The sequence below is a fragment of the Cytophagaceae bacterium ABcell3 genome (assembly GCA_030913385.1).
Classification (GTDB): Bacteria; Bacteroidota; Bacteroidia; order Cytophagales; family Cytophagaceae; genus ABcell3.
The window spans coordinates 3484263-3496549 of sequence record CP133159.1; the positions used below are offsets into that span (position 1 = coordinate 3484263).

Below are 12287 nucleotides of genomic sequence, written 5' to 3' on the forward strand. Positions count from 1 at the left end.
AGGTTCTTTTAAAAAATCAAAGATATTTGGAAAGGTATTTTTCCATTTCCTCTTTAACAGCTTTGGCTTCACGGGCAGCTGCCTGGGCAAAATCTTTTCCATCAGAAGCATAAATTATACCTCTGGAAGAGTTTACCAAAAGCCCGCATTTACTGTTCATCCCAAACTCCGAAACCGTTTTTAAATCGCCACCTTGTGCGCCTACACCAGGTACCAACAAGAAATGCTCTGGGGCAATTTGACGAATTTTCTTAAACATTTCCCCACGCGTAGCACCTACCACAAACATCAGGTTATCAGGATTGCCCCAAGTCATGCTCTTTCGCATAACCTCTTCAAACAGCGCTACCCCGCTTACACCTTCGATCTGTTGAAAGTCATTGCTTCCAGCATTAGAAGTCAAGGCCAATAAAATAACCCACTTACCCTCAAATTCCATAAACGGCTTTACAGAATCTTCTCCCATATACGGAGCCACCGTTACAGAGTCAAAAGGCAAATTTTCAAAAAAAGCCCTTGCATAAAGCGATGAGGTGTTTCCGATATCCCCACGCTTGGCATCAGCTATGGTAAACTTATCTGCCGGGATGTAATTTAAAGTCTTCTGCAAACTGTCCCACCCCTTGGCTCCCAAAGCTTCATAAAATGCGATATTAGGCTTATATGCCACACAATAATCTGCTGTAGCATCTATAATGGCTTTGTTAAACTCAAAAATTGGGTCTTCAGCCCTTTTGAGGTGAGAAGGTATTTTTCTGATATCTGCATCGAGCCCTACACATAAATAAGAGCCGAGACGGGAGATTTCCTGAAACAATTGATGTCTATCCATAATAAAAAAAGCCGTTATTTGATAATAACGGCTCTAAAATACTACATTAAGTTTTTATTTCTTAGCGAAGATCTTCTTCTTTTACTCCTTTATGTTTTGACTTATCAAAAGAGAACATGCTGTCGTCTGCTTTGTAGTCATGTTGAATACTGTTGATCACATAGTTATACTGCGTACCATCTTTGTCATATACTTTCCAACTTCTGATGGTGTTATCGTCTTTGGCAATAACTAATCTGATTTTATAAATAGAACCTTGTCTTTCTGTTGGCTCCAAGTCAACTACATTATAAGTTTTACCTCCTTCATTGATTTCAGACATAAGGATGTACTTGTATCCATTTTTGTACATACTGAAAATATTGGTAGGAGTAATATCGTCCTCATCAGGCTCGTAATTGGTAATCAATACCTCATTAGCTTCTTCGGTATAAGTCCAAACAGTTTTGCCATTGTTGATAATCTCCTGGCCACCCATTTTCAGGTTAAACTTACCACCTTTTACCACAATTTCTCCAGAAGCACTTTCCTTGATCCCTCTTTCAGGGTTTTCCATTGTAGAAGTAAAGTTTGCTTTAAAGCCAGACATATTCTGGTACTTTTTACTCATTGCATCCAGAATAGCTTCCGCTTTGGGGTCGTTTTGTGCTTTCACAACTGTAGAGAAAGTTATGAGTGCAGCTATAAGGTAAATAACTTTTTTCATTAGTATAATTTTATTCAAGTGTGTTAAAATCTAATAAGGTTTCGATTTATTATTTAGTTCATTCAATAATTGTTCCAAACTATATTCATCAGTAATTAAAACTTCGCGGGCTTTACTACCTTCAAAAGGCCCTACAATCCCGGCAGCTTCCAACTGGTCTATCAGCCTACCGGCCCTGTTATATCCAAGTTTTAATTTTCTTTGCAACAAAGAAGTACTACCCTGCTGATGGGTTACAATGGTTCTGGCCGCCTCTTCAAACATAGCATCTCTTTCAGAGAAGTCAAAGTCGCCAGACCCTTCACCTTCCTCATCTGCAACTTCCGGCAAGTGATAAGCATGTTCATAGCCGCGCTGGCTGCCTATATATTCACAAACATCTTCAACTTCGGGTGTATCTACAAAAGCGCATTGCAAACGAATTAGTTCAGACCCAAGAGACAAAAGCATATCCCCTTGCCCAACCAACTGCTCTGCACCTCCTGTATCTAAAATAGTCCTGGAATCTATTTTGGAGGTCACCTTAAAGGAAAGCCTTGCAGGGAAGTTAGCCTTGATGATACCTGTAATTACATTGACCGATGGACGCTGCGTAGCTACCACCAAGTGAATACCAATAGCCCTGGCAAGCTGAGCAAGTCTGGCTATAGGTGTTTCTACCTCTTTGCCAGCAGTCATCATCAAATCGGCAAGCTCATCAATAATAAGAACTATATAAGGCATAAAATAATGTCCTTTTTCAGGATTTAACCTGCGCTCCATAAACTTTTTATTGTACTCCTTTAGGTTACGGCAGTTGGCATCCTTTAGCAGCTCATACCTATTGTCCATTTCCATACATAGGGAATTAAGCGTATGGACAACTTTGGCGGTATCGGTAATAATGGCATCTTCAGAATCAGGGAGTTTAGCCAAGAAATGCCTTTCAATTTTATTAAATAAAGAAAGCTCTACCTTTTTAGGGTCAATAAGGACAAACTTCAATTGTGAAGGATGCTTTTTATATATAAGGCTGGTAAGAAGCACATTCAAACCTACCGACTTTCCTTGTCCGGTAGCACCCGCCATAAGCAAGTGTGGCATTTTGGCCAAGTCTATCACATATACTTCATTAGAAATAGTTTTGCCCAGTGCTACAGGCAGATCTTTGTCACTCTTCAGAAATTTCTCTGTAGACAACACTGATTTCATGGCCACCATTTCCCGGTTGGTATTAGGCACTTCTATACCAATAGTACCTTTTCCTGGAATCGGGGCAATAATACGTATACCCAAAGCCGCCAAACTTAGCGCTATATCATCTTCCAGGTTCTTGATCTTGGAAATACGTATACCCGCATCAGGAACAATTTCATATAAGGTAACCGTAGGGCCAATGGTTGCTTTGATACTGGATATACCAATATTAAATTGACTTAGCGTTTCAACGATCTTGTCCTTATTGGCTTCAAGTTCTTCTTTAGAAACCTGCAATTTTCCAGTTTCATATTCCCTAAGAAGGTCAATAATAGGGTATTTATAAGAAGCAAGGTCTAAGGTTGGATCGTAATTTTCAATCTTTTTGCCAACAGCCTCTTCTTCACTTTCCGATATAATAAACTCCTCCTTTTCCTCTACGGGTTCTTCTACTTTAATAGGTTCTTCTCCTTGAGGAATAATAGTTTCCAGCTCTAGGGTTGGTTTAGCTGGTGGCGCAGACGTTTTTTCTTCTTTGGCAGGCAATTCCAATGAAACAGTACCGTCGTCCTCTAATACCTCAGGTTCTTTCTTTTCCTCGTCCTGTTTATCGCCACCCTCTGAGTCATTTTGAGCATGCTTTACGACCCAGTCCTCATCACTTTCATCCTCATCATCTTCTTCGGCGTTGGCATCATCTTCTTGAAGCAGTTCTTCCATGTCTTTTTGGATCTCCTCTTCGGCACTTTTTTGATCTTGGGCATCATCTACCAAGGCTGGATCTGCTTTTTTAAATAAAGAGGTAATGTTAAAGTAAAAGATATTAAACACCAGAAGAATGAAAATCAGCATCAGCGGAGTACCCCACCCTAAGAGGTCATTCAGCCATACAGCGCTTTCATACCCTATGCCTCCAGACAACATGCCCCAATCAGACTCACCTTCTGTACGGAGCACAAAATACCCCATGGCAGGACTAGTCCATAAAACAAAAAACAGGGAAACAGTAAGTACCTTGGAAAAGTAAACATTGGCATTTTTGACCAAAATTTTGATCCCTGCCAAAAATAAAACGGGTATAAACAAGAAAGAAGCTACTCCAAACCATTTAAAAATAAAATAATAAGAAATATAAGCTCCTGAAATCCCAAGCCAGTTGTGAATTTCCTTTCCAGCTTCATGCATCTCCGTCTGGCCAAGTGCTTCAATTACGCTTTGGTCATTTTTACCTGTAAAAAGAAAAGACAGAAATGCCAATACAAGAAAGAAAGAAAGAACCACCAAGAAAAAACCTATGGTCAAGTGCAGGCGCTTATCTTTAAAAAAGCCCAGCCCAAAAGAAGGAAGTCTGAGCTTTTTCTGCTTCTTGTTCTTTTCCTGATTCTTTACTTTAGATCCTTGTTTATATGTATTTACTGCCATGTTTAATTTAAGAAAGTACTAATTTAATAAATCAGGCAGAAACTAGTGCCTTATTTATCCTTTTTACGAGCGCCGGCCCTTCATATACAAACCCTGTATAAATCTGCACGAGCGATGCCCCTGCCTTTATTTTCTCAATAGCATCTTCTGCAGAATGTATACCACCAACGCCTATGACAGGTATTTTAGTTCTTTGGCAGAGATACCGGATTACTTCTGTGGAACGCCTGGTCACCGGCTTACCGCTAACCCCGCCAGCACCAATATTTTCTATAATCTTTCTGTCCGTTTTAAGGTCTTCCCTACTAATGGTCGTATTGGTAGCTATAATTCCCGAAAGTTTTAATGATTCAGCAATTTCAACAATATCATCCAATTGCTCATCAGTTAAGTCTGGTGCGATTTTTAACAATACAGGTTTAGGCTGTGGCATAGAAGCATTTTTCTCCATCACCTTCTTTAACAGTTTCATAAGCGGTTCCTTGTCCTGAAGCTCCCTTAACCCTGGGGTATTAGGAGAGCTGACATTGGCCACAAAGTAATCTACATAGGGATGTAAAATATCTATACATTGCTCATAATCACTAAACGCTTCTTCGTTTGGTGTGATTTTATTTTTACCAATATTTCCTCCAATAATAATTTTGGCTTTCCTTCTTTTCAACCTTTCAGCCGCCGCTGCTGCACCATCATTGTTAAATCCCATCCTATTGATCAATGCTGCGTCTTTGGGCAACCTAAACAAACGAGGACGGTCATTTCCAGGCTGAGGGCGAGGTGTGATGGTACCTATTTCTACAAAACCAAAACCAAAGGGTTCCAACTCGTCAATAAAAGCAGCATTCTTGTCAAATCCAGCCGCTAAGCCCACAGGATTTTTAAACTTAAGCCCAAAAAGCTCCCGCTCTAAGGAAGGTGCTTTGACTGTATACATCCCGCGAATTATCCATTTAACAAAAGGTATTTTAAACGCGACTTTTAGAACAAAGAAAATCAAGTGATGCGCCCCTTCCGGATTTAACCGGAACAACAAAGGCTTCATAAAATGCTTATACAAAATTCTCGTAATTTAAATAATCTACAAATATACACTCTACTGAACAAATTCACCGAAAATAAAAAGCATAATAAAACACACCTACACGACACACTTATTACTAGCACGTTACATTGCAATACCGTAGAATGGTATAAAGGCTTTTTTCACGTAAAGCAAAATATAGAGATTTTTTAAAAGAAAGAAAAAGTATGCCGCTAATTTACAACCTGAAAGACAATTCTAGTCAACTAATGGCTCAGGTGCAACACTTTATCAACAGAACACTAGCTCCGGGGATGAAATTCAGTAATCACCTGCTTTAAATAATCACGGTCTAAATGGGTGTAGATTTCTGTAGTGGTAATAGACTCATGGCCCAGCATTTCCTGAACTGCTCGCAAATCTGCTCCACCTTCCAATAAATGAGTAGCAAATGAATGACGGAAAGTATGTGGACTGATATTCTTATTTAAGTTAATTGCTTTAGCTAAATTTTTAATTATAGTAAAAACCATCACCCGACTGAGCTTGGCACCCCGACGGTTGAGAAAAACAAAATCTTCATTCCCCTTTTTAATATTGAGGTGGCACCTGACCTCTTCTACGTATATCTTAAGGTGTTTCATGGCCTCTCCCCCAATCGGAACCAACCGCTCTTTATTACCTTTGCCAATAACCCTCAAAAAACCATGTTCCCTTAAGATATTACTTAGTTTAAGATCTGTAAGCTCAGATACGCGCAATCCAGAACTATATAAAACCTCTAGCATGGCCCGGTTTCGGGGGCCTTCAGGAGTACTTAAATCTATAGCCTCAAAAAGAGAAACCAGCTCGTGTACATCAAGAATATCCGGAAGTTTTCTTCCTAGCTTTGGTGCTTCTATTAAGGCCGAGGGATCCTTGATAATTATATCCTCAAGTAGCAAAAAGCTATAAAACGACTTTATGCCTGACAAAACACGTGCTTGAGAAAAAACTGACAGTCCCAGTTCATTCAGGTACTGCAAAAAACCGGATATATGGTTTTGGGTAACCTTTTGTGGCGATACGCTTGTATTGGAGATTTCTAAAAACTGTCTTAGCTTTACAACATCATGAACATAGGCCTCAACAGAGTTAGGCGACAAGGATCTTTCGAGCTTTAAATATCCTTTGAACTGCTTTATAAGTAAATCCCAGTTCATGCTGTTTATAAAATAACGAACATTTTCAAACTAAGTAATATGAAAATCTTAATAGTCAACGGTCCAAATTTAAACCTATTAGGAAAAAGAGAAACCAGTATTTATGGGGCTCGTCCTTTTGAAGCGTTTTTTGACGAATTAAAAGAAAAATTTCCGGAAATAAAAATGGAGTATTTCCAATCCAATGTAGAAGGAGAGTTAGTCAACAAGCTTCATGAAGTAGGGTTTGAGTATGATGGCATCGTTATGAATGCAGGGGCCTACACCCACACATCAGTAGCCATTGCCGATGCCATAGCCGGAATTAACACACCGACTATTGAGGTACATATATCAAATGTGTATTCCAGAGAGGGTTTTCGCCATAAGAGCCTAATGAGCAAAAACTGCGCTGGCATCATAACAGGATTTGGTTTGGACAGTTATATACTGGGCATTCAGTATTTCCAAAACAAGAACAAATGATATCTTTTTATCCAGGTCCTTCGAAACTTAACGATTCAACAGGCAGATTTTTTCAGGAAGCTATTGCAACGGGTATACTAAGCTACAACCATAGAAGCCCCAAGTTTACCAGTTTAATGGAAGAGACAATTTTTCTGCTCAAAGAAAAACTACTCGTTCCAGAAAACTATACAGTATTCTTTGTTTCCTCTGCCACAGAATGCTGGGAAATTATAGCGCAAGACCTGGTTCAAAAGTCAAGTGTTCATCTTTTCAATGGCAACTTTGGAGAAAAATGGATGAACCTAAGCAAGAAGCTCCTAGAAGATGTACGTTGCCTACGTTTTGGCATTAACAACCAAATAGACACTTCCCATCTTATTATTCCAGATGCTTGCGATTTGATTGCGCTCACCGACAATGAAACGTCCAATGGTACTTGTGTTACAAAAGATACATTAGAAGCTATCAGAAAGATGTATCCAGATAAGCTCATTGCCTCCGATGCCACTTCCTCCATGGCTGGCGTACATCTCGACTTTTCACTTGCCGACGTATGGTTTGCGTCAGTCCAGAAGTGCTTTGGCCTGCCATCAGGTATGGCTTTAATGATTTGCTCCCCAGAAGCAATAAAAAAGGCCAAAATGAAAGAAAGCAGGCACTATAACAGCATTTCTTCATTGGCTGAAAATATTAGCAAGTATCAAACCACCCATACACCTAATATTCTCAACATCTTTTTACTCAACAAAACCTTAAAAGAAAGGCCGGATATCATCAGTATAGATCAAATAATCCGCCAAAGGGCAGACTCCTGGTATAGTTTTTTCGAGACAATGGACAATGTGGAGTTGTTGATTAGTAATGAAGACTGCCGTTCAAAAACCGTTATAGTCGTACAAGGAACAGAAGATCGTATTGCAACACTGAAATTAGCTGCAGAAAAAGAAGGTTTTGTTTTAGGCAATGGATATGGCAAATGGGCAAAAACAACATGGAGAATAGCAAACTTCCCCGCTTATACGGAAGAAGATATCTTTAAACTTAAGGGCTTTTTAAGAGATTTTTACCAAAAGTAAAAAAGGCGCTTGCGGCTAGCCCATAAAAGCATTGGATCAACTTCTCAATTTATTGTACATGGATAAATAAGAAATAACCGAAAAACCCTTGCACCTATACCTTATAAAAGTTTATACAAGTATAAACAGGTCAATATTTTTGGTCTTTGTAGTTCGTTTCAATAGGAAATAATGTGTTTATGATATTATTTTCCCTTGTATCAGCAGGAAGGTCTTTGTTGAATCTACCACTTTAGTTTTTACACTCCTACCGCTTTTAAACTTCACTCAACATAGCGGCTAAAAAACTCGAAAACACCTTTGACATAACTTTGAGAAGAAGAAAAGTGGTCTCCTTTTTCGATAGGCTGTAGCCACACTTTTGAGGCTCCTCTAGCTTTCATGGCATCATAGGCATGTTGAGCATTAAAAAAGGGCACATAATCATCATCTGTGCCATGGAATAGCTTCAGTGGTGCTTTTGGCTTCCAGTCGTAGATATTATTATCGCTGATAGTTTTTAGCAACTCTTGGTCTGTATCGTTAAGAACGCCTGTTTTAAAAGCAGTGGTAAACAGTTTTGAAGGATTGGTTTCGACAGTTGCATGCACCCCGCTTTTCTCTACTGTCGTAGCGTAAGGCTCTTTCAAAAAAGCACTTACTGGCCTGTCAAGTCCATATACTCTATTGTAGGTATCAAGCACCCATAAATAAGAGTTGATAAACTTTAGTGATCTATCTTTTGCCAAAATATACCTGGCAAAACCAACCTTATCATAAGCACCACCACCCGGTGCACAGGCAGCAATATTAAACTCATCGGCATGTTTTTCTTCCAATAGCTTCATCAATGCCATGGAAGCATACCCACCTTCAGAGTACCCGGAAATAAAAAGCTGTTCGCTTAACGGTATCTCCTTTGACTGACAAAATTCCTTAACAGCCCTTAACATATCCCTTCCGGCTGTTGCCAAAGATTGCGCATGCTCATAAGGGTGCGGCAGGTTAGAAGATGCTCCATAACCTATGTAGTCAGGTACAGATACTGCAAAACCAGAGGAGGCAAACACTGCCCCAGTGGTATAAATTTCGTTATTGGCCCGGAAATAAGAGGGCGCCCGTGTTTCTTCTGTAATAGTACCGTGCTGAAGACTTAACAAAGGAAGTACTTTATCAGCAACCGGCAACAGCAATAAACCAGAAGCAGTAATGGGACTTCCATCTGTATTGATTGTATTGTATACGATCTTATAAGCTTGGATATCATGCAACGCTACAGTAGCTAGTTTCCTATTCCTTTCCTGTAATTCCGCCTTAGAAACATCCCCTTTCTTCTCATAGGAAACTAGAAACTCGTGCTCTTTGACGACATTTGACCCATCTACAGTACAAAAACCTAAGTGTGACTGAATTAAAATACTGAGAAGTAAAATTAAAGGTAGTGCTTTCATTGTGCTATTTAATAATATATCATTCCCCCACAAACAACCAACACTGCTTACCGCCAACAGATTGCCGCGGCATTGTTTCATATGAAACTAAAGACGTTAAAACTCAAACCAAGAACTTTCCCCTCCACTACCCCTCCACCTCTTGTTGGTGTTTTCACCAACAAGCTACTACACCTAGTTATATATATGTTTATTTCAAAACAAGACATACAATGTGTTAAAGCCCCCCTACCTTCTGCATCGTTCAACAACCTGCTAGCTTTGTCTTTTTACCCCATGACCTCTGCTACACTTTTTTACGCCCTGCTGGCATCAAAGGGCGCAGCTCTATTTCGGTAGCATGGAGATTTTCCGGTGTTTTGATAATATGAAGGATCATTTCAGCTACATCTTCGGCTTTCATCATATAATCATTTGCTTGAATATGATCAATATTGTCAAAAAAATCAGTTTTTACAGAACCTGGCATAACGCAAGTTACTTTAACGCCATAGTCCCTCACCTCCTTATACAAAGATTGAGATATTCCCCTCACCGCAAATTTGCTGCCACAATAAGCACTGAGCTTAGGCGAACCATCTTTACCTGCTATAGATGCTATGTTGATAATATGTCCCTCTCCCCTACTTTTCATGCCAGCAATGGCCATTTTTGAGCAATAAAAAAGACCATTTACATTGACCTCAAAAATTTCTTTCCATAAAGCTGGTTCCATGTCTTCTAAAAGGCCAGAATACCCTAAACCGGCATTGTTGATAAGGATATCAGGTTGCTGCCCTAGAAAATCTACAGATGAAGCCCAAGCCTTCTCAACTGAATCATAAGAAGAAATATCCACTTGAAACGTCTTGTAGTTTTCATTACTCACTCCCTTTCCACTCCTACTCCACCCCGCTACCTTAATTCCTTCTGCCAAGAGGGCGTTTACCAACGCCAAACCAATGCCTTTAGAAGCGCCTGTGACCACTGCTGCTTTACCTTGAAGATCCATACTCAAAACACTTTTTCTTTAAAATTAATTTATAACCTATCAAACTTATTCACCTGATCAAAACATATGAACAAAGCTAAAGTTTGCAGCAAAAGAAAATTGATATAAACACTAACTGTCAATAATCATTTTTTTGCAAGTTTAGGAATGCTACCTTTGGACATTAAAGCAACTTCATTGAAAAAGTCAGGACGTATATTAAAGCCAGTAAAACAATAAATACAAGTACCCTCTTTTCATCAAAGTTGTACCTAGACCATAAATTGTCATTATACATAATTGTAAAAATCAAAAAACAAAGGCCAAAATTATAGAACTGTAGCACTTGGTCAGGCACTTCAAAAAATACTAAAGGAGAAAGGGCAATGAATATACCTGTTAAAAAGGTAATCATTTCGAAATTTTTATACTTAACACTTTCTTGAATAGACCTGAATAGAATCAATAAACCAAATAAAGACATAAAACCAGTACCCACGTATATCAATATTTGGCTGATTTCAGGGTCGAGCAGTCCTAGGCTACCAAAAATCCTTGCAGAAAAACCAACAAAAAACACCCGGTACAAATGTTTTTCCGCTACGATAAAATAGGCAAGTAACAAAAACAAAAATAAAGACTGGAATACATACCAAAAAAATGGCGCATCTGTAAAATAAAGTAGGAAAAAACTTAAAACAATACCCCCTACAGTCAGTTGTTCAATCCGGCTAATATTCTTTTTCACGGTCATAGTAGTTAACAAATGGCAATATTAAACATATTCTGTAACACATGTAACGTCAAGTTTCATATTTTATCAAAGCATCTAAGCATATGTATAAAATATTTTTATATGTTATAGTCCTAATTGTCTTGATGCCAAACTGTTCTACAGGACAGGTAGAGGATACTCCTAACCCCTCAGGTCTTACCATAAATTTAAACCACCTGTCTGGGTTCATTTATGAACACTCTGAAAAGATGGCCCACCTAACAGACCAGTACCCCACTGCTTTTGAGCTTGACATAAACAAACAAACCTATGGCAACCGCCCCTGGCAGCAGCTTTACAATTTCCCTCAATTTGGCGTTTCTGTCCATTACTTTAACATGGACTCAGAGAAACCATTAGGCGATATGATTTCTATAACACCCTATTTCAACCCCATACTATACCGATCATCCGGCTTAATTGTGAGCTACCGTATTGGGCTGGGAGGAAGCTATATCAGCAGGGGTTTTCATCCTGAAAGCAACCCTGACAACGTGCTTATCAGCAGCAGGTTAAATTTTTCTCTTTACGGCAACATCAATATCAGAAAATATCTTTTTAAAAACCTTCATGTCAATGCTGGGGTAAGCTTGATTCATTACTCAAATGGTTCTTTTAAGACACCAAATCTTGGCATTAACATACCTGCTATCCATGTTGGGCTTGGCTATGGCCAGCAGCCGCAAAAAAGCTTTCATGAAGACGATATGTCTGCCCATGAAAGGACATATTATTTTAACCTGATAAGTAATTTTGGGATTAAAGAATATAGGACACCTGGAGGAGACAAATTCCTCAATATGAGTGGATGTATGTTCGTCAGCAGAACCTTGAACCACAAAAGCAGTATTACGGCAGGACTGGACCTCTTTTATAATGGAACCTACATTTTGCTTGCCAATAACCCAGATCCAGATGATTTAGTTTACCAGCTAACATCAGGTATTACTGTGGGGCATGAACTCACTGTTGCCAGGCTATCTATGCTGACACAAATGGGTATTTACATTTATGATCCGCTGACCCCAACACCGCCAGTTTACCAAAGGTACTACTTGAGGTACTTTTTTACCTCCAACCTAAATATTGGCGTGGGACTCAAAACACATTACGGATATGCCGACTTTGTAGAATGGGGACTGGGCATTCGGCTTTAACCTAGGACCTGCTGAAAAAGCCACAAGCATGCGTTGTGGCTACATTACGCATGGTCTTACATGAAAGTATATT

At 39.2% G+C, this 12287-nt stretch carries 11 protein-coding genes; 3 read left to right on the forward strand and 8 right to left on the reverse strand.

Translation table 11 applies throughout. The features are described from left to right. Window positions 1–16: 16 nt before the first annotated feature. The 5 genes from pyrF to xerD form a co-directional block, all read right to left on the reverse strand. A complete protein-coding gene (gene pyrF, locus RCC89_13990; GenBank protein ID WMJ74269.1) occupies window positions 17–832 on the reverse strand; it encodes an orotidine-5'-phosphate decarboxylase in 816 nt (271 codons plus the stop codon). Window positions 833–893: 61 nt separating this feature from the next. Then, complete coding sequence (locus RCC89_13995) at window positions 894–1538, reverse strand: outer membrane lipoprotein carrier protein LolA (protein WMJ74270.1); 645 nt, start codon at window positions 1536–1538, stop codon at window positions 894–896. Between the two features lie 30 nt (window positions 1539–1568). Further along, on the reverse strand, window positions 1569–4136 hold the full coding sequence (locus RCC89_14000; protein WMJ74271.1) for a DNA translocase FtsK: 2568 nt from the start codon (window positions 4134–4136) through the stop codon (window positions 1569–1571). 31 nt (window positions 4137–4167) lie between these two features. Beyond that, window positions 4168–5193 (reverse strand): quinone-dependent dihydroorotate dehydrogenase, encoded by a 1026-nt coding sequence (locus tag RCC89_14005; protein ID WMJ74272.1) that lies wholly within the window; start codon window positions 5191–5193, stop codon window positions 4168–4170. Window positions 5194–5459: 266 nt separating this feature from the next. After that, window positions 5460–6359, reverse strand: coding sequence for a site-specific tyrosine recombinase XerD (xerD, locus tag RCC89_14010; GenBank protein ID WMJ74273.1), 900 nt, complete (start codon window positions 6357–6359; stop codon window positions 5460–5462). 39 nt (window positions 6360–6398) lie between these two features. Between xerD and aroQ the strand changes: the two genes are divergently transcribed. After that, window positions 6399–6824, forward strand: coding sequence for a type II 3-dehydroquinate dehydratase (aroQ, locus tag RCC89_14015; protein WMJ74274.1), 426 nt, complete (start codon window positions 6399–6401; stop codon window positions 6822–6824). Next, the gene (locus RCC89_14020) at window positions 6821–7882 is read left to right on the forward strand and encodes an aminotransferase class V-fold PLP-dependent enzyme (GenBank protein WMJ74275.1); all 1062 of its coding nucleotides are present in this window, start codon (window positions 6821–6823) and stop codon (window positions 7880–7882) included. The genes aroQ and RCC89_14020 overlap by 4 nt, the downstream gene beginning before the upstream one ends. A 263-nt stretch (window positions 7883–8145) precedes the next feature. On the opposite strand, the gene RCC89_14025 is transcribed toward RCC89_14020, so the two are convergent. The 3 genes from RCC89_14025 to RCC89_14035 all read right to left on the reverse strand — a co-directional run bounded on the left by RCC89_14025 (window position 8146) and on the right by RCC89_14035 (window position 11036). Next, window positions 8146–9312, reverse strand: coding sequence for an alpha/beta fold hydrolase (locus RCC89_14025; protein WMJ74276.1), 1167 nt, complete (start codon window positions 9310–9312; stop codon window positions 8146–8148). A gap of 286 nt (window positions 9313–9598) precedes the next feature. Further along, on the reverse strand, window positions 9599–10303 hold the full coding sequence (locus tag RCC89_14030; GenBank protein ID WMJ74277.1) for an SDR family NAD(P)-dependent oxidoreductase: 705 nt from the start codon (window positions 10301–10303) through the stop codon (window positions 9599–9601). Window positions 10304–10466: 163 nt separating this feature from the next. After that, the gene (locus RCC89_14035; protein ID WMJ74278.1) at window positions 10467–11036 is read right to left on the reverse strand and encodes a hypothetical protein; all 570 of its coding nucleotides are present in this window, start codon (window positions 11034–11036) and stop codon (window positions 10467–10469) included. A gap of 83 nt (window positions 11037–11119) precedes the next feature. On the opposite strand from RCC89_14035, the gene RCC89_14040 reads away from it, so the two are divergent. Further along, complete coding sequence (locus tag RCC89_14040; GenBank protein WMJ74279.1) at window positions 11120–12214, forward strand: acyloxyacyl hydrolase; 1095 nt, start codon at window positions 11120–11122, stop codon at window positions 12212–12214. Window positions 12215–12287 lie beyond the last annotated feature (73 nt).